A 17,789-nucleotide genomic window follows, 5' to 3' on the forward strand; every position below is an offset into this window, starting at 1 on the left:
GCAGTAATAGAAGCGCAATGATCATCTTGAAGGGAGCATGACGCCTCGTGACGCTTGTAGCGCCTCCCCCCATACCCCGGGCGGCGGGATCACTCCCGCTGCTGGGCCACGCGATACAGCTCTGGCACGACAACCTGGCCTTCATCGCCTCGCTGCGCGGGCGCTACGGCCCGATCGTGGAGATCACCCTGCAGCCGGGCACCCGTACGCTCGTCGTCCAGGACCCCGCACTCATCCGCACCATGCTCACCGAACTCGCCCCCACCCTCGACAAGGGCCGCTTCTTCGACAAGATGGGCCAACTCCTCGGCGAATCCGTGGTCACGGTCGCCGGACAGAACCACGTCCGCAAACGCCGTCAGCTGCAACCCGCCTTCGGCCGCCGCGAGATCGCAGGTTACGTCGACGTGATGCGCGGCCAGGTGACCGAGGCCGTCGACAGCTGGCAGCCCGGGCAGCTCCTCGACGTCCGTGAGACGATGATCAAACTCTCTCTGGGCATGCTCACCCAGACCATCTTCTCCGGCAGTCTCGACGCCGACACCTTCCGCCGGCTGCGGCAGGACATCATGTTGGTCATGGACAGCGTGGGAGTGCGCATCATGCTGCCCGACTGGGTGGAGCGCCTGCCGCTGCCCTTCAACCGCCGCTTCATGCGGGCCCGTGACGCCGTGCACGCCACCATCGGCAAGGCGGTCTCCGACCTCCGCTCCACCGGGCACGACACCGGCGACATGCTCTCCATGCTGCTGCGCACGGAGGACGAGACCACCGGACTTCCGCTCACCGACCAGCAGATCTGCTCCGAGATCCTCACCCTCGCACTGGCCGGCACCGAGAACACGGCCACCACGCTGGCCTGGGTGCTCTACGAACTCGCCCGCCACCCGGACATCGAGGCCCGCGTCCTCACCGAACTCCACGAAGTGCTCGGCGACCGGCCCATCACGTTCGACGACATGACCAGCCTCCCCTATCTGAACCGGGTCATCACCGAGGTCCTGCGGCTGCATCACACCGGGTGGATCGTGACCCGGCGTACCCTCGCCGAGACCCGCCTGGGGGAGTGGACCCTGCCCGCCGGCACCGATCTGGCCTACTGCCAGCACGCCCTGCACCGCGACCCCGAGCTCTACCCGGATCCGCTGAAGTTCGATCCGGACCGGTGGCTCGACGACAAGCAGAAGCCCCCGCCCGGCGGCTTCGTCCCCTGGGGGGCGGGCAAGCACAAGTGCATCGGGGACCGGTTCGCGATGACCGAGCTGACCACGGGCCTGGCCACGATCCTGCGCCGGGTGCGGTTGGAGCTGGCTCCGGGCCAGATCGTACGGCCCGTCGGCCGGGCCACCGTGCGGCCCGGGAAGATGATGATGACCGTGCAGGAACGCGGGGAGTTCGCCGCCGACTGAAACGACGGAACCGCAGACAATCATCCCCCTTTTCGCGGTTTACGGGGCCACGGCGTGCGGGTCACTGAGCTGCGCGGCGAACACCGGCATCACGGGCCGACCGTCAGCGTTCGACGACCCGCCCGCCTTACGGCCCCGCACGCCCCAAGCGCGCGCCCGGAGCGCGATCGAGCCGTCCGGACGAGCCGAGCGCCAAGTCGGCGAAGCAGGTCGGGACTTCGATGGATACGTCCTCCACCTCGACCAGCGCGGCCTCGCTCCCCAGCCGCCGCAGCGAGGCCGGCCGGAGCGGCGGGATCCCGCGGCCCTCGTCCGACTCCGCCGCCGACGACGGATCCAGGGTGGTTACGGCGTCCCAGAAGTGCTGTAGAAACCCAATGCCTTCGACGCAGTCCCACACATACGCGGTGACCGGCCCGCCGGGCGCCACCACACGCGCGGCTTCGGCCACCCCTGAACCGGGCTCGGGCCGGAAGTTGAGGGCCGGCCCGCTGACGCCCACGTCCCCCGCAGCGCCGCCCACTGGAAGGGTCTGTGCGCCGGCAGTGGTGAAGAACGCGGGAGGGGGCCCGTGCACCCGGTCCGCGGGCGCGAATCCAACAGGCTGCTCAGTCCAGCCGGGTCGGGAACTCGTCGGCCACCAGGCGGCTCCACCGCCCCATGTACCGCTCGTACGCGCGGCGGCGGCCCACACGTCGAAGCCCTGCCCGGCCACGTTCCCCCGTGCCGTGCTGCCCCGGTTTGCGCCACGTGTGGGGATGTGGGGGCACGCGCTTACTGAGAGGTTCCTATGAATCTGTGGGGCCCTTGAACACGCCGGTGCCACCGTCCGTATGTGGCGAGGGATTTCCATGCCTGACCGCCGTGATCCGTAGGAGAACTCTCGTGGGACGCAACACGCGCAGACGCCCAACAGGCCCGCGCCGCGCAACCTTTGCGGCATTCGCGCTGATGCTGGGCGGAGGCGGGCTGGTGGCGGCCAACGTCTACGCCTCTGCGACGGAAGGCGGTTCGGGCACGGACGGGGCGCAGACGCGCAGTGCCGCGGTCGGCACGATCGACTGCCCGGACGTCGGCAGCAAGCTGACGCAGGTGCCGGACCAGGCACGCGGCGACGTCGACAAAGAACTCGCCTCCATGGACCAGCAGATAGCGGAGGCCTATCAGCGGCTGCAGGCTGCGACGCCGGAGCAACGCCAGGACAGCGGCTACACCGACGACACGGTCATGAATCCGCTCAAGGAGAAGCGAGCCGAGTCGCTCGACCGCATCGGCGGCGCCCTCGACCAGGCCGGCGGGCGTCCCGACGGGCTCGACTCCATGGCGGACTGTTCGATGCGCACCTGGAACGACCAGAACGGCGGCCAGAACGCGGGCGGCGACTCCCAGAACGGCCAGCAGCAAGGGCAGGGAGACCAGCAGAACGGCGGCGGCCAGCAGGGCGGCAACGGAGGCCAGGCCGGCAACGGTCCGGTCGCCGGGGACTACCAGGACATCAACACCGTCCAGCCCAACGCCCCGGCGCCGGACCTCAACTCCTTCGCCTCCAAGGGCACTTTCACCACCAGCTGCGGGGTGAACGCCAACGGGTTGTTCAACTCGGACAACGTGATCGTGGCCCCGGGTGTCACCAACGGCGCCCACCACTTCCACGACTACGTCGGCAACCAGTCCAACAACGCCTTCGCCAGCGACGACGACCTCGCAAACGCCGACACCAGCTGTGAGAACCCGGGCGACAAGTCCACGTACTACTGGCCGGTGCTGCGCCTGCAGAACGGCACCCAGGAGCAGGACGCGAACAAGCCCGGCGGCGGGATCGAGGGCAACGCCGGTGAGATCGTCACGCCCAAGCAGGTCACGCTGACGTTCATCGGCAACCAGCGCAGCCAGGTCACCGAGATGCCGCGTCTGCTGCGCATCATCACCGGCGACGCCAAGGCGTTCGTCAACGGCCCTGCCAACGCCAACGCCTCCTGGAGCTGCACCGGGTTCGAGGACCGGCAGCTGAAGGACAAGTACCCGCTGTGCCCGCAGGGCAGCGACGTGGTGCGCACGTTCAAGTTCCAGAGCTGCTGGGACGGCCGCAACATCGACAGCGCCAACCACCGCACCCACGTGGCCTTCGCCGACGCCTCCGGCAACTGCGCGAACGGCTTCAAGGCCATCCCGCAGTTGGTGCAGCGCATCGTCTACGACGTCAAGGCGCCGAGCCTGCAGGACGGCGGCCGTACGACCCCGTTGTTCGCGGTGGACTCCTTCCCCGAGCAGCTGCACAAGCCGGTCACCGACCACGGCGACTTCATCAACGTCTTCGACGAGGGCCTGATGAAGGAGGTCGTGTCCTGCATCAACGGCGGCCGTCAGTGCGGTGCGGGCACCGGCGAGGACCCGGGCTCGGACGGGGGAGCGACCCAGCAGCCGACCGAGAAGCCGACGGACCAGCCCAGCGATCAGCCCACCGCGAACCCCACGGACCAGCCCACCGACCAACCCACCCAGGAGCCGACCGCCCAGCCGACCGAGGATCCCACCACGCCGCCCGCCGGCGACGACAAGGGGAACTCGGGCGGCGACGGGTCCGGCAAGGGGAACTCCGGCAGCGGATCCGACGACCCGACCGCGCAGCCCACGACCGCCGCTCCGGAGACCGAACAGCCGGCCAACGACGACACGCCCACGGTGTCCAGCACGTCGGAACCCAGGGTCTACGCGACGGCCAAGGCCTCCCGTAGCGCCGCGGCCGCCCCCGCGAAGAACGGCACGAACGCGGGCGACAACTCCGCCCAGCCCCAGGCCACCGGCGGGAACGATCCTGCCGCCGGCGGTCAGACCGAGCCGCAGGCGGTCCAGGGCGGCGCGCTGGCCGAGACCGGCACCACCCTGTGGCCCGCCACGGCCGGCACGGTGCTGCTGCTCGCAGGGCTGTTCCTGCTCACCCGCACGCGGCGCCGTCACGTGCGCTGACGCCCGAGAGCGCTGCGTGGCAGAGGCACGGGTGGCCGGGGCCGCCGCCGGATCGGCGGCGGCCCCGGCGGTGCTACGCCCCTTCCCCGGGCCGCAGCCGGTTGCGCACCTGGACACCCCAGACCAGCAGGGCCGCCAGAGCGATCGACACGACGGCCGTCGACATCCCGGCCTGGACGCCCACCCGCGCTGTGAGGGTGCCGGCCACCAGGGCGCCGAGCGGAACACCCAGGCCCGAAGAGAGCATCCGGCGCGTGGTGTTGACCCGGCCCTGGAGCTCGGACGGCGTCACCTCCTGGGAGTAGGTCATCGTGTTCACCAGGACGACGAGGTAGGCCGACCCCCACACGGCCAGGGCCACCAGCGTGACCCGCCAGTCGGAGGTGACGACGACCACCAGGCCGAGCAGGGCCCCGATGGGAAGCACCCCCAGGAGAAGGGGGAACGCCTCGAAACGGCGCCGCAGCCGGGGCAGCAGGAAGGACCCGCCGATGCCTCCGGCGCTCCACGCCATGTACAGCAGGCCGATCCGCCCGTCGGAGCCGTGGATGCCCAGAACGCGGTCGGCGAAGACGACGAGTTGGCCGATGATGGCCCCGCCGGAGAAGGACTGCAGGGTGCCGACCACGGTCATCAGGCGCAGCGTCGGGTGGCGATGGAGGAAACGGAGTCCTTCCCGGACGGACTCCTTGAACCCCGGCCGCTGCACCGCCGGCTCGTCGGGCCGGGCGCTGGTGTGCGTGACCGCCCCGAGGAGCAGCGCGGAGACGGCGAAGGACAGGGCGTCCAGCGCCAGTGTGCCGGCCGGGCGGAACAGCACGATCAGACCTCCCGCCACCGCGTTCCCGGCGATGCGTACGACGGTCTGCGCTCCGTAGACGGCGCTGTTGGCCTCGGTCAGCTTGTCCTTGCCGACGATGTCGGGGACGAAGCCGTACACCCCCGCGTCGAAGAAGAGGCCGAGGGCGGCCGAAGCGAGGGCCACGAAGAGAACCTGGCCGCCGGTCAGGATGCCCAGGGCGGAGGCGGCCGGGACGGAGGCGATGCAGGCGGCGTTGAGCCAGTCGGTGAGGATCATCAGGCGGCGCCGGTCCGTCCGGTCCGCGACGGTACCCGCGATCAGCCCGAAGACCACGTAGGGCAGGGTCGCCGCGGCCGCCACCAGGGAGACCATCAGAGGCGAGCCGGTCTCCTGGAAGGCCAGCACGGGCAGGGCCACCGTGGTGACGGCGGATCCCAGCCCGGAGACCACACGCGACAGCCAGAACCGGCGGAAGTCGGGGACACGGCGCAGCGGGATGTCCGGTGCTTCGGGCGCTGGGTCGTCGACGTCTTTGCGGGGCAGGGAGGTCATCGCGGTCGGTGCGTCCTTTCGGTGAGGTGGTCCAAAACGAGTGACACCCCATCAGCAGGGTGCTGATGGGGTGTCACATGGAGTGCGGTGCGGTGCGGCCGTATCGGTCGATACGACGACAGGTGTCGAGCGATACGGGGAAGCTGGTTTCTCCAGACGGAACCGGCCGATCCGATGGCGGCCCGCGCCGTCCGCGGAAGCGGACCTGAGCGATGGGGTTCCGGAAACCGACAACATCATAGCGGCGATGGCCGGGTCGGGACGGCTGATCGGGAGAGGTGGCCGGGTTCGCGTCATGTACGGGCAGCGCGGCCGGCCGCCGGCTGTGCGCCGCGCACGAGGCCCTGACCGCGGGCGCCGCGACGGCTCCGCCCCCGGCCGGTCAGTGGCCGGTCAGTGCCTGTGCTCGGACTGCCGTACCGCCTGCTCGACGTCGGCCTCGACCTCGTTGCGCGGCTTGCCCGACTCCTTCGCATACTCGGCGACCGACGTCCGCGCCTCACGGGCCAGGTCGCGCCAGGCGCGGCGGGCGGTCTCGTAGGTGTCGCTCTGCTGTCCGCTCCAGCCGCCGGGCTGCGTCAGCGGGCCGTAGGAGTGCTGGAGCTCCTCGACCCGGATGTGCGCCTCGTCGGCTGCGCGCTGCTTCTCGACCAGCTCGTCGAAGGTATGTGTCACGCAAATGGAGCATAGGTGCACATTCGCCATTTCGCGCGGCGAGCCGATGCGGCGGAGCCGACGCCGCCGGGGCGACCGGACCGGTGCGGCAGGCCGCGGGCTGTCAGCTCCTCCGGGCCAGGGCCTCGCCCAGCAGTTCCCGCGCGGCGTCCAGCGCCGCGGCACGGTCCGCCGGCACCACCCCGATCCGGGTGCGGCGGTCGAGGACGTCGGCCTCGTCGAGGGCCCCCTCGTGGCGCACCGCCCACAGCAGTTCGGCGGCGGTGACGGGGTGGCCCGGCAGCACCCGCTCGCCCAGCCGGGGGTCGTCGGCGCCGAGTGCGAGGACGGCCGGTGCCTCGGTGCCGTAGCGCCGTACCAAGTGGCGAGGTGCCTGCACCGCGTCGAGCGCCCGGGGGGACGCGGCGCCGACGAGCGGGAGGGAGGCCGTGGGGGAGGAGCCGGCGGTGAGGCGGCGGGCGGCGACGGCGGCGTCCACGGCGTCCTCGGCCATGCGCCGGTACGTGGTGAGCTTGCCGCCCACCACGGTGATCACGCCCTCGGACGAGGTGAGTACCGCGTGCCGGCGGGAGATGTCGGCGGTCCTGGCCGCGGCGCCGGACGCGGCCTCCGGTGTGGTGTCCAGTAGGGGGCGCAGTCCCGCGAAGGCCCCGACGACGTCCTCGCGCCGGACCGGTACGTCCAGGACCGAGCCCAGGACGTCGAGGAGGAAGCCGATGTCCGTCTCGGGCGCCTCGGGCACGTCGGGGATGTCGCCCTCGACGGGTTCGTCCGTGAGGCCGACGTAGACGCGGCCGTCGCCCTGGGGCAGGACGAGGACGAAACGGTTGCTCTCCCCGGGGATGGGGATGTGCAGGCCGGCCGGGAGGGGGCCGAGGTGGTCCGAGCGCAGGATCAGGTGGGTGCCGCGGGAGGGGCGGATGCGGATGCCGTCCACCAGGCCGCCCGCCCAGACACCGGAGGCGTTGATCACCGCGCGGGCCCTGATCTCGCCCTCCTCGCCGGTGAGTTCGTCGCGGACGCGGGCGCCGGAGGCGGTCAGTTCCAGCGCCCTGAGGCGGGTCAGGATCCGTGCCCCGTGTGCGGCCGCGGTGCGGGCGACGGCGGTCACCAGGCGGGCGTCGTCGACGAGCCGGCCGTCCCAGGACAGCAGGCCGCCGCGCAGGCCGTCGGTGCGCACGGCGGGGGCCAGATGGCGGGTCTCCAGCGCGGAGAGCCGGCGCGGCGCGGGCAGCGTGGCCCGGGCGGTGCGCGCCGACAGCCGCAGGGTGTCGCCGGCCCGGAAGCCGGCCCGGGCGAGCGCCGCCTGGCCGCGGGAGACCAGCGGGGTGAGCGGCAGCACGAACGGCTGCGCGCGGACCAGGTGAGGTGCCGTGCGCTCCATCAGCACGCCCCGCTCGACCGCGCTCTCGTGGGCGACGTCGAGCTGGCCGGAGGCGAGATAGCGCAGCCCGCCGTGGATCAGCTTGCTGCTCCAGCGGGAGGTGCCGAAGGCCAGGTCGTGGGCATCGACGGCGGCGACGCTCAGGCCGCGTGCGGCGGCGTCCAGGACGGCTCCGGCACCGGTGGCGCCGAGCCCGACGACGAGGACGTCCAGGGTGGGGCCGCCGACTGTGTCGGCCAGTTCGCGCGAGCGCCGGGCGGCGGACAGGGACGATCCGGGGGCGGGGCTGGGGCTCATGGCGTGAGGGTCCTCTCCAGGATGGAGCGCAGCTCCGTGAGGAAGGCCGCGGAGGACAGGTCGGGGTCCTCCTCGTCGGTCATGGTCCGCAGGGACAGGGTGAAGGACTGGACGATCAGCAGCAGGGAACGGGCCTGACGTTCGGGATGGCCGACGCGGACCGACCCGTCGGCGTGCCCTTCCTTCAGTCCGTCGGCCAGCAGCTCCAGAAGGGCGATCTGACTGGCACCGCGACGGTCCAGGACATAGGGGAGGAGCAGCTCGGGATCGACGTCGACGATCTTGCGGAAGAGGGGATGGGCGCGGAAGGACTCCACGCCGGCCACCAGCCCTTCCACCAGCAGGCTGCGCGCGTCCGCCTCCGGTCTGCGCTCGGGTATCGCCCGCGTGGCCACGTCGACCCACTCACGGGTCATCAGGTCACCGACCAGCGTGCGCACATCGGGCCAGCGCCGGTACAGCGTCATCCGGGAGACGCCCGCGCGGCGGGCCACATCGGTGAGTGTCGTACGGCGGACCCCGACGGCCAGGACGCAGTCCCGCACCGCGTCCAGCACCGCATCACTGTCCGAGCTGTTGTGACGAATAGGCGTCATGTGTCACAGTGTAACGCCCCGGCGCCCCGCAGGCGCCGTCGGAAGACGGATCCGAAGACGGAATCGCTCGAATCGACCGGTGAGGACGACAGTCATGGACATGCTGTGGAGCGGCTGGGGCGACCCCGCCAAGGCGACGCCGCTGCCCGACACGGTGATCGGGCTGTTGCGCGATCTGCTCGGCGTCAAGCCGCGCACCGCCGAGCCGGTCGGCCTGGCGGACATCGCCGTCGCGGAGGGGCAGTTGGCGCCGGCGGCGCACCAGGCCCTCGTGGCGGCCGTGGGCGGCGAGCAGTACGTGCGCACCGACGCGGAGACCCGTATCCGGCACACCCGCGGCAAGTCCACCCCCGATCTGCTGCGCATCCGGGAGGGCGACGTCGACGACACTCCGGCGGCGGTGCTGCTCCCGGCCGGCCACGACGAGGTCCTCGCCGTGCTGCGCGCGTGTGCCGAACACGGCCTGGCGCTCGTCCCGTTCGGCGGCGGCACCTCCGTCGTCGGCGGACTCGCCCCCGGGCGGCGGGGCCCGTTCGCAGCCCTGGACCTGCGGCGCATGGACGGCCTGCTCGCCCTCGATGCGGTCTCCCGCACCGCCACCCTGCAACCCGGCCTGCGCGCCCCACAGGCCGAGGCGTTGCTCGCCCGACACGGCTTCACGCTCGGCCATTTCCCGCAGTCCTACGAGTGGGCCACCATCGGCGGTTTCGCCGCCACCCGCTCCAGCGGCCAGGCGTCCGCCGGCTACGGCCGCTTCGACGAGATGGTGCTGGGCCTCACCCTCGCCACGCCCGAGGGCACCATCGACACGGGCCGCGCCCCGCGCTCCGCTGCCGGACCCGACCTGCGCCAGCTCTTCCTCGGCTCGGAGGGGGCGTTCGGCGTGATCACGTCGGTGACGGTCCGCGTCCGCCCGGTCCCGCAGACCCGCGTCTACGAGGGCTGGCGCTTCCCCTCCTTCGAGGAAGGCGCCGCCGCACTGCGCCGCCTCGCCCAGGACGGGCCGCGCCCGACCGTGCTGCGCCTGTCCGACGAGACCGAGACCCTGATCGGCCTCGCCCAGCCGGACGCGATCGGGGCCTCCGACGCCCAGGCGGCCGCCGGATGCGCGGCGATTGCCGGCTACGAAGGCACGGAGGAGGACGTCTCGTACCGCCGGGAGCGCGCCGCGGCCGTCCTGCGCGAGTGCGGTGGCACACCGCTCGGCGAGGAGCCGGGCGAGCGCTGGGCCCACGGCCGCTACTCGGCCCCCTATCTGCGCGACGCCCTGCTGGACGCGGGCGCCTTCGCCGAAACGCTGGAGACGGCGACCTTCTGGTCCCGCATCCCCGAGCTCTACACGGCCGTACGCGACGCGCTCACCACCACACTCACCGAGGCCGGTACCCCGCCCCTGGTCATGTGCCACATCTCGCACGTCTACGAGAACGGCGCCTCGCTGTACTTCACCGTGGTCTCGGCCCAGGGCGCCGACCCCGTGGCGCACTGGACCCGGGCCAAGCACGCCGCCAACGAGGCGATCCTCGCCGCCGGCGGCACCATCACCCACCACCACGGCGTGGGCACCGACCACCGCGACTGGTACGTCCGCGAGGCCGGCCCGCTGGCCGTCGACGCCCTGCGCGCCGTGAAACGGCGACTGGACCCGGCCGGACTCCTCAACCCCGGGGTCCTCCTGCCCCTCGACGACTGACCGTCACCCCTGTTCGCCAGTACCGGCCCGTCCGCCCTCGGAGGCACACCGATGCGACAGTTCACCGCCGTCGTCAACCCCACCGCGGGCGGATCCACCGGAGCCGCCGCGCTTCTCGCCGTGGCCCGGCTGCTGCGGGAGGCGGGCGCCGAGCTGCAGACCGAGTACAGCCGCAGCCTGGCCCACGCCCAGGAGCTCGCCCGGCACGCGGGCAGCCAGGGCCGGGTGGTGCTCGCCGTCGGCGGGGACGGCATGGCCGGCGGCATCGGCGGCGCCCTCAGCGGCACCGGAGCCGTACTCGGCCTCGTCCCGGCCGGCCGCGGCAACGACTTCGCCCGAGCACTCGAACTCCCCACGGAACCAACGGAGTTGGCCGAGGTACTGCTCCACCACGACCCGCGTGACGTCGACACCATCGAGGTCGAGTCGGCCGTCCACGACCGCACCGTCGTCCTCGGCAGCGTGTACGCGGGCGTCGACGCCCTCGCCAACCGCCACGCCAACCACGCCAAACTCCTCCGGGGCGCGGCCTCCTACTACGCCGGCGGCCTCCGGGCCGTCACCACCTGGCGGCCGGCCCACTACCGGGTCGTCGTCGACGGCGAGGAACACCTGCACACCGGCTATACGGTGGTGGCCGCCAACTCCGGGTACTACGGCTCCGGCCGCCTCATCGCCCCCGACGCCCGCGTGGACGACGGCCTGCTGGACGTGGTGATGATCAGCGAGGCACCCCGGCGGCTGTTCTTCGCCCTGATGAACGAACTCAAGACGGGCACCCACGTCAACCGGCCACAGGTGCGCATCCTGCGCGGCAGGGAGATCACCATCTCCGCCGACCGCGACGTGCCCTACGGCGCCGACGGGGAGGTCGAGGCCGTCCTGCCCGTCACCGTCAGGGTCCTGCCGGGAGCGCTGCGCGTGCTGTGCTGAGCGCGCAGGGCGATCTCGTGCTTCCTCGCACAGAGGGCCGTATCGGGCCTGAACTAGGGTGCAGAGTGTGCCCACCTTGCTGATCGTGCATCACACGCCCTCGCCCAACTGCCAGACGATGCTGGAAGCCGTCCTCTCCGGTGCCACCGCGCCCGAGATCGAGGGCGTCGAGGTCGTGCGGCGGGCGGCGCTGGCGGCCACGGCGTCCGACGTACTGGCCGCCGACGCATACCTGCTCGGCACCCCGGCCAACATCGGCTACATGTCCGGAGCCCTCAAGCATTTCTTCGACCAGATCTACTACCCGTGCCTGGATGCCACGCAGGGCAGGCCGTTCGGCTATTACGTGCACGGCGGGAGCGACGTCACGGGCGCGGTGCGCGGGATCGAGGCGATCACGACCGGCCTCGGCTGGCGGCGCACGGCGAAGCCCGTCACCGTCACCGGAGAGCCCGCCAAGCCGGACGTCGAGGCCTGCTGGGAGCTGGGCGCGACGCTCGCCGCGGGACTGCTCGACTGAGCCGGAACCTGGTGAGCCGAGGGAGACGCAGGTCACATTCGGATGTGTCACAACCTGCCGAGCCGTGCCGTCAAAGAGGTGTAACCACCGACAACGGCACAGGAGCGCACCATGGAAGCCCGTCTGAACATCTTCGAGAACGCGGTCGCAGCCAAGCTCTTCCGGTACATCAACTCGGCCGGCAAGGTCGTCTCGGACTCGACGCTGCCGCACGCGACGCAGGAGCTGGTGAAGCTCCGCGCCAGCCAGATCAACGGCTGCGGTTTCTGCACCGACATGCACACCAAGGACGCCCTGGCCGCGGGGGAGGACGCGCAGCGTCTCCATCTCGTCGCGGCCTGGCGCGAGGCCAAGGTGTTCACCGAAGCCGAGCGCGCCGCCCTGGAGCTGGCGGAGCAGGGCACCCGCATCGCCGACGCGGCCGGCGGTGTCACGGACGAGGCCTGGGCGAACGCGGCCAAGCACTTCGACGAGGACCAGCTCGCCGCCCTCGTCGCCACCATCGCCATGATCAACATGTACAACCGCTTCAACGCCATCGTGCAGCAGCCCGCCGGCGACTACCAGCCCGGCATGTTCGGATGACGCCGGGCATCTGACCACCACCGGAAACGGCACACGGCCCGGGCGCCTTCGCCCGGGCCGTTCTGCTGCGCCGGGCCGACATCCTTGTGCGCTGCATTTGAGACAGCCTTCCCGCGGAAAAGGTACGGACTATTCTCGTGCGCCATGCTTTTCATGGGCTGTGCGGTGCCCGTGAACGCAGGATCAGTGCGTGAATGAGTCAGCGTCGGAAATTCACTCTTCCGTGCGGTTGATAGTTCAACGGGCGCGCTGCAATACTCCGGCTCCCGGTCCCGCCCCACCCAATGGCGGGACCGAAGGAATCCGGAAAGCGCTGATTCCAGATTCACGAACCCCCCACAAAGCCCGCACGGTGGTCTCCTTCGGCACTCCTTTCCGGCATGCGTGCGGCACCAAGAAGTGGAGAAGGTGTGCCCGCGTGAATGTCGAGCAGGCGAAACGACGCGAGATATCCGACAGCCCTGAATTCCAGCTGCTGCGCCGTGCACACCGGCGATCCGGAGTGCGGATGACGGCAGTCGCCGTCGGCGGGTTCCTCCTGTATGTCCTGTTGTCGAGTTTCACACCCGAGCTCATGAACACTTCACTGCACGGTCACCTCACCCTCGGACTGACCCTCGGACTGGGGCAGTTCGTGGTGATGGCCCTGATCGCGCGACGCCACATCGTGCACATGCGCACGCACGTCGACCCGATCGCCCGCGGCTTCCGCACCCAGGCCCACCGACAGCAGCCCGACCGGCCGGGCCGGCCCGACCGGTCACCCGCCTCCCAGCACACCGAGGGGTACCGCACATGGTGACGACCGCCGCCGTCGTGGACCGCTTCAGCCTGCAGCTGACATTCCTGCTCTTCCTCTGCGTGGTCGTCGTCACCCTGTTCACCGCGCTGCTGACCGCTCCGCAGCGCGACGAGATCGGCGAGTTCTACCTCGGCAACCGCACCATGTCCCCCCTGCGCAACGGGCTGGCGATGTGCGGCGACTACCTCTCCGCCGCCACCCTCCTGGGCAGTACCGGCCTGGTCGCTCTCACCGGCTACGACGGACTCCTCTACCTCGGCGGCACCGCGGTGGCCTGGATGATGGTCCTGCTGCTGATCGCCGAACCCCTGCGCAACGCGGGCAGGTTCACCCTCGGCGACACCATCGCCCTGCGCATGCCGGCCCGGCAGCGGCCGGTCCGGCTCGCCCTGTCCATCTGCACCCTGGCCGTCACCACCCTCTACCTCGTGGCCCAACTCGTCGGCAGCGTCGCCCTGTTGACCCAGTTCACCGGCGAACCCAGCGCGGCCACCCGCACCTTGTGCGTGGTCGTCATCGGCACCGTCGTCATCGTGTACGCGGCACTCGGCGGCATGCCCGGAGCCACGTTCATCCAGATCGTCAAGGCCGTGATGCTCATCTCCGGCGTCACCGTGACCGCCGTGATGGTGCTGCACCACTACCGCTGGAACATCGACGCCCTGCTGACGGCGGCCGCCGACCACAGCGGCATGGGAACACGCTTCCTGGAGCCCGGACTTCGCTACGGCGCCAGCACCACCAGCAAACTCGACTTCCTCAGCCTGCAACTGGCGATCGTGCTGGGCCTCGCAGCCCTCCCGCACGTCATGATGCGGCTGCTCGCCCCCCGCTCCACCACCGTTCTGCGCAGCTCGGTCGTGTGGGCGATGGGCCTGGTGGGCCTCGTCTGCCTGGCGGCCGGCGTCCTCGGCCTGGGCGCCACCGCCGTGGTGGGCCGGGAGACGATCGCACGCATGGACCACAAGGGCGACGCGGCCGTGCTGCTGCTCGCGCACGCACTCGGCGGCGGCGTCCTCACCGCCCTCCTTTCCTGTCTGGCCTTCGTCACGCTCCTCGCGGTGGCCGCCGGACTCACCCTCGCCGCGGCCTCCTCCGCCGCCCACGACCTCTACGGCGAGGTCGTCCGCAAGGGACGGGCCAAACAGACCGAGGAACTCCTGGTCGCCCGGCTCGCCGCGGCAGTCATCGGCGTCCTCGCCATGCTCCTCGCCCTCGTCTCCTGGGGCGCCAACACCGCCACCCTGGCCTTCCTCGCCTTCGCCATCGCCGCCTCCGCCCTTCTGCCCACCCTCGTCTACACCCTGTTCTGGCGGCGCTTCACCGCGACCGGCGCCCTGCTCAGCCTCTGCGGCGGCCTGCTGAGCTCCGTACTCCTCGTCGTGTTCTCACCCGTCGTCTCCTCCACCCCGGCCTCGCTCTACCCGGACGCCGACTTCGCCTGGTTCCCGCTGCAGAACCCCGGCATCGTCTCGATCCCGGCCGGCTTCCTCCTCGGCTGGCTCGGCACGGTCCTGAGCCGGCCCGAAGTCCCGGACGCATACGACGAGTTCGAGGTCCGCGCGCTGGTCGGAGCCGCCGACTGACGAGAGCCCGCCGGGGTGCGCTGGAGGATTTCGCGTACCTTATGCTCCTCGCCATGAACGACGGGGACACCGACAGACGGGTTGTCGACGGCCGCTTCGAGCTGGAAACCCGGCTCGGTGGCGGCGGCATGGGCACGGTGTGGCGCGCCCGCGACCTGCTGCTGCACCGCAGCGTGGCCGTCAAGGAGGTCCGGCCCGCCGGCCCGGACCTCGCCGAGTACGACCCGGACTCGGCACGGATGCTGCGCGAACGGGTACTGCGCGAGGGCCGCGCCCTGGCCCGGGTGCAGCATCCGAACGTCGTGACCATCCATCACATCGTCGACGGCGGCGAGGGCACCTACCCATGGATCGTCATGGAACTCGTCGAGGGCGGTTCCCTCGCCGACCGGCTGGCCCGCGCACCGATGACACCCGCCGAAGCCGCCCGCCTGGGCCGCGGCGTGCTCGACGCCCTGCGCGCCGCCCACACCGCGGGCGTCCAGCACCGCGACGTGAAGCCCGCCAACGTCCTGCTGCGCAGTGACGGCAGGCCCGTCCTCACCGACTTCGGGATCGCCGCGATCCGTGACTCCACCGCGCTGACCGCCACCGGATCGGTCATCGGCACCGCCGACTACATGGCCCCGGAACGCGTGACCGGCGGCGACGGCGGGCCCGCGGCGGACCTGTGGTCGCTCGCGATGATGCTGTACGTGGCCGTCGAGGGCCACCACCCGCTGCGGCGCGGAACGACCCTGGCGACGCTGGCCGCCGTACTGCACGAGGACGTCCCGCCGCCCAAACAGGCAGGACCGCTGACGCCCGTACTGGAACGGGTGTTGGTGCGGGATCCTGCGACACGGCCGGACGCGGGGACGGTCGACGGACTGCTCGCCGCGGCAGCCGAGGCCGTCGACGACTCCGGCCCGACCTCCTACCCGCTGGCACCTCCGCAACCGCCACCGACGCCACCGTCGCCCGACACCGTGGTACCCCGCCCCGGCCGTACGCGCCGTGCCCTGATCGCCTCGGTCGCGGCGGGCACCGTGCTGGTGGGCGGGGCGACCTGGCTGGCCCTGTCCGTTGGCGACAAAGGCGATGAAGCGTCGGGAGCTGCGGGACCCAGTCGTTCGGCACCGAGCCGGCACACCACACGGCAACAGAGCCCCGGGGCCACGGAGCCGTCGGGATCACCGGCGCCCAGCGGGACGTCGAAGCTCGCCACCGGCATGCTCACGCCCGCCGCCATCCGCAAGGCGCTCAAGGTCATCGACGACGAGACAGGTAGAACCACCTTCGGCGACTTCAAGATCTACCCCGGGTACATATCGCTGGAGGCGATGGTTCCGGGCAGCCGGACGCGCTACGACTCCTACACCTACCGCCCCGCGAGCGGGTTGGAGAAGGGCCTCTTCAAGAGCACTCTGACGGGCGGCGACTCTCCGGTGAGCCTGAAGAACTTCAACTGGGACGTACTGCCCAGCCTGCTCGCCCTCGCCGAGAAGAAGCTCCACGTCGACAAGCCGACACTTGCCTACCTGTGGCTGGAACCGCCGAGCAAGATATTTGAGCGGCCCGCCACGATAAAGGTCTACCTCACCAACGAATACGGCGAGACCGGCTATGTCGAGGCCACTCCTCAGGGCAATGTCACGAAGGTGAATCCGGCCGACGCATGACGGCAGGCGTGCGGCGCCGTTCGGCCGTATGCAGCAGCATGGGAGGCCTCGCATCCGGGCGGGGGAAAAGCTGGGCCTGCACCTCAGCCCCGCCGCCTGGAGTCCCCATGCCCCATCGCTTCGCCGTCCGTTCCTGCCTGCTGGCCTCCTGCTTCGTCGCGGTCTGCGTCACGGCCCTCGGCCCGGCCGCGACGAGCCGTGCCGCGACCCCCGCCCCGCACCGCGATGATCTGCAGCAACAGGCCGAGCAGCTCGTCCGCACCCCCGGTGGACCCCCCGGCGTCATCGCCGTGCTGCGGCGGGACGGGACCACCCGCGTCGTGCGGGCAGGCGTCGCGGACCTCGCCACCGGCCGTCTCCCGAGCCCGCACGACCACATGCGCATCGCCAGCACCGCGAAGGCCTTCAGCGGAGCCGTGGCCCTGAGCCTGGTCGACCGGCACGCCCTGCGCCTGAACGAGACGCTGGGCGAACGGCTGCCACGACTGCCCCGGGCCTGGCACCGCGTCACGCTCCGGCAACTGCTCAACCACACCAGCGGGCTGCCGGACTTCAGCGCGGCCGCCGAGTTCCGGAGCATCCTCGCCGCCGACCCGCATCACCACTTCGACTCCCGCCGCCTGCTCGACTTCGTCGCCGACCAACCCCTCAACTTCCGCCCGGGCACCCAGTACCGCTACTCCAACTCCGACAACATCGCCGTCGCCCTGATGGCGGAGGCGGCGACCCGCAGCCCGTACGAGCTGTTGCTGCGAGTCCTGGTCTACCGGCCGTTGGACCTGCACAACACGACCCTTCCCCAGGGCTACCTGATCCCCGAGCCCTATCTGCACGGCTACGACACGACCGTGTCGCCCCCGGAGGACGTCAGCGAGATCCTCGGCGCCTCCGGCTCATGGGCGTCGGGAGGCATCATCTCCACACCTGCCGACATGACCCGCTTCATCCGCGGCTACGCGGGCGGCGCGCTCTACGGCAGAGGCGTCGTGCACGAACAACGGCGCTGGATCGCGGGCGCATCCGAACCCGCGGGCCCCGGCCGGAACATGGCGGGCCTCGCCGTCTTCCGCTACGCGACGCGCTGCGGTGTCGTACTGGGGCACACCGGCAACTTCCCCGGCTACACCCAGCTGATCGCCGCCACCCCGGACGGCCGGAGATCCCTGACCTTCTCCGTCACCACTCAGATCAACGAGTCCCAGAAGCCGGAGCTGCTCAGCCGGTTGCGCGCCGTTCAGGAGAACTTCGTCTGCGCGCTGCTGGCACGGTCAGGGCACTGACCCGCCCTCGCTAGCCGCCCCCACGACGAGGGAAGATGGGGCGGCAA

General features: G+C 71.2%; 15 protein-coding genes. 10 read left to right on the plus strand and 5 right to left on the minus strand.

Going from position 1 to position 17,789, the window contains the following annotated elements; genetic code table 11:
* The first annotated feature begins 47 nt into the window (after positions 1–47).
* Positions 48–1,409, plus strand: coding sequence for a cytochrome P450 (locus ACFY10_RS29195; protein ID WP_390668173.1), 1,362 nt, complete (start codon positions 48–50; stop codon positions 1,407–1,409).
* A 127-nt stretch (positions 1,410–1,536) separates the two neighbouring features.
* On the opposite strand, the gene ACFY10_RS29200 is transcribed toward ACFY10_RS29195, so the two are convergent.
* Positions 1,537–2,124 (minus strand): hypothetical protein, encoded by a 588-nt coding sequence (locus ACFY10_RS29200; protein ID WP_390668174.1) that lies wholly within the window; start codon positions 2,122–2,124, stop codon positions 1,537–1,539.
* Positions 2,125–2,294: 170 nt separating this feature from the next.
* Between ACFY10_RS29200 and ACFY10_RS29205 the strand changes: the two genes are divergently transcribed.
* Positions 2,295–4,376 carry a DUF1996 domain-containing protein gene (locus ACFY10_RS29205; protein ID WP_390668175.1) on the plus strand — a complete coding sequence of 694 codons (2,082 nt, stop codon included), beginning with the start codon at positions 2,295–2,297 and terminating at the stop codon, positions 4,374–4,376.
* Between the two features lie 73 nt (positions 4,377–4,449).
* Here the strand turns inward: ACFY10_RS29205 and ACFY10_RS29210 are convergent, their stop codons facing one another.
* The 4 genes from ACFY10_RS29210 to ACFY10_RS29225 form a co-directional block, all read right to left on the minus strand.
* On the minus strand, positions 4,450–5,730 hold the full coding sequence (locus tag ACFY10_RS29210; RefSeq protein WP_390668176.1) for an MFS transporter: 1,281 nt from the start codon (positions 5,728–5,730) through the stop codon (positions 4,450–4,452).
* A 393-nt stretch (positions 5,731–6,123) separates the two neighbouring features.
* On the minus strand, positions 6,124–6,405 hold the full coding sequence (locus ACFY10_RS29215) for a hypothetical protein (protein ID WP_390668177.1): 282 nt from the start codon (positions 6,403–6,405) through the stop codon (positions 6,124–6,126).
* Positions 6,406–6,508: 103 nt separating this feature from the next.
* Positions 6,509–8,086: a glycerol-3-phosphate dehydrogenase/oxidase gene (locus ACFY10_RS29220; protein WP_390668178.1), complete on the minus strand. Its 1,578-nt coding sequence runs from the start codon at positions 8,084–8,086 to the stop codon at positions 6,509–6,511.
* Complete coding sequence (locus ACFY10_RS29225; protein ID WP_390668179.1) at positions 8,083–8,682, minus strand: TetR/AcrR family transcriptional regulator; 600 nt, start codon at positions 8,680–8,682, stop codon at positions 8,083–8,085. The genes ACFY10_RS29220 and ACFY10_RS29225 overlap by 4 nt, the downstream gene beginning before the upstream one ends.
* 94 nt (positions 8,683–8,776) lie before the next feature.
* On the opposite strand from ACFY10_RS29225, the gene ACFY10_RS29230 reads away from it, so the two are divergent.
* The 8 genes from ACFY10_RS29230 to ACFY10_RS29265 all read left to right on the plus strand — a co-directional run bounded on the left by ACFY10_RS29230 (position 8,777) and on the right by ACFY10_RS29265 (position 17,742).
* Positions 8,777–10,375, plus strand: coding sequence for an FAD-binding oxidoreductase (locus tag ACFY10_RS29230; protein WP_390668180.1), 1,599 nt, complete (start codon positions 8,777–8,779; stop codon positions 10,373–10,375).
* Between the two features lie 51 nt (positions 10,376–10,426).
* Positions 10,427–11,308 carry a YegS/Rv2252/BmrU family lipid kinase gene (locus tag ACFY10_RS29235; RefSeq protein ID WP_390668181.1) on the plus strand — a complete coding sequence of 294 codons (882 nt, stop codon included), beginning with the start codon at positions 10,427–10,429 and terminating at the stop codon, positions 11,306–11,308.
* Positions 11,309–11,375: 67 nt separating this feature from the next.
* A complete protein-coding gene (locus ACFY10_RS29240) occupies positions 11,376–11,828 on the plus strand; it encodes a flavodoxin family protein (RefSeq protein WP_390668182.1) in 453 nt (150 codons plus the stop codon).
* A 111-nt stretch (positions 11,829–11,939) separates the two neighbouring features.
* Complete coding sequence (locus tag ACFY10_RS29245; protein WP_390668183.1) at positions 11,940–12,413, plus strand: carboxymuconolactone decarboxylase family protein; 474 nt, start codon at positions 11,940–11,942, stop codon at positions 12,411–12,413.
* 418 nt (positions 12,414–12,831) lie between these two features.
* Complete coding sequence (locus ACFY10_RS29250) at positions 12,832–13,215, plus strand: DUF485 domain-containing protein (protein WP_390668184.1); 384 nt, start codon at positions 12,832–12,834, stop codon at positions 13,213–13,215.
* Complete coding sequence (locus ACFY10_RS29255) at positions 13,209–14,801, plus strand: cation acetate symporter (protein WP_390668185.1); 1,593 nt, start codon at positions 13,209–13,211, stop codon at positions 14,799–14,801. Before ACFY10_RS29250 ends, ACFY10_RS29255 begins: the two co-directional genes overlap by 7 nt.
* Positions 14,802–14,854: 53 nt before the next feature.
* Positions 14,855–16,462 carry a serine/threonine-protein kinase gene (locus ACFY10_RS29260; RefSeq protein WP_390668186.1) on the plus strand — a complete coding sequence of 536 codons (1,608 nt, stop codon included), beginning with the start codon at positions 14,855–14,857 and terminating at the stop codon, positions 16,460–16,462.
* Between the two features lie 107 nt (positions 16,463–16,569).
* The gene (locus ACFY10_RS29265; protein WP_390668187.1) at positions 16,570–17,742 is read left to right on the plus strand and encodes a serine hydrolase domain-containing protein; all 1,173 of its coding nucleotides are present in this window, start codon (positions 16,570–16,572) and stop codon (positions 17,740–17,742) included.
* Positions 17,743–17,789: the final 47 nt, after the last annotated feature.

It is taken from the genome of Streptomyces sp. NPDC001401 (assembly GCF_042895385.1).
Classification (GTDB): Bacteria; Actinomycetota; Actinomycetes; order Streptomycetales; family Streptomycetaceae; genus Streptomyces.

Bases quoted from the DNA above. Each gene is read 5' to 3' on its own strand.
- ACFY10_RS29210 (WP_390668176.1), bottom strand. From the start codon at position 5,730: ATGACCTCCCTGCCCCGCAAAGACGTCGACGACCCAGCGCCCGAAGCA.
- ACFY10_RS29220 (WP_390668178.1), bottom strand. From the start codon at position 8,086: ATGAGCCCCAGCCCCGCCCCCGGATCGTCCCTGTCCGCCGCCCGGCGC.
- ACFY10_RS29225 (WP_390668179.1), bottom strand. From the start codon at position 8,682: ATGACGCCTATTCGTCACAACAGCTCGGACAGTGATGCGGTGCTGGAC.
- ACFY10_RS29230 (WP_390668180.1), top strand. From the start codon at position 8,777: ATGGACATGCTGTGGAGCGGCTGGGGCGACCCCGCCAAGGCGACGCCG.
- ACFY10_RS29235 (WP_390668181.1), top strand. From the start codon at position 10,427: ATGCGACAGTTCACCGCCGTCGTCAACCCCACCGCGGGCGGATCCACC.
- ACFY10_RS29245 (WP_390668183.1), top strand. From the start codon at position 11,940: ATGGAAGCCCGTCTGAACATCTTCGAGAACGCGGTCGCAGCCAAGCTC.
- ACFY10_RS29255 (WP_390668185.1), top strand. From the start codon at position 13,209: ATGGTGACGACCGCCGCCGTCGTGGACCGCTTCAGCCTGCAGCTGACA.
- ACFY10_RS29260 (WP_390668186.1), top strand. From the start codon at position 14,855: ATGAACGACGGGGACACCGACAGACGGGTTGTCGACGGCCGCTTCGAG.
- ACFY10_RS29265 (WP_390668187.1), top strand. From the start codon at position 16,570: ATGCCCCATCGCTTCGCCGTCCGTTCCTGCCTGCTGGCCTCCTGCTTC.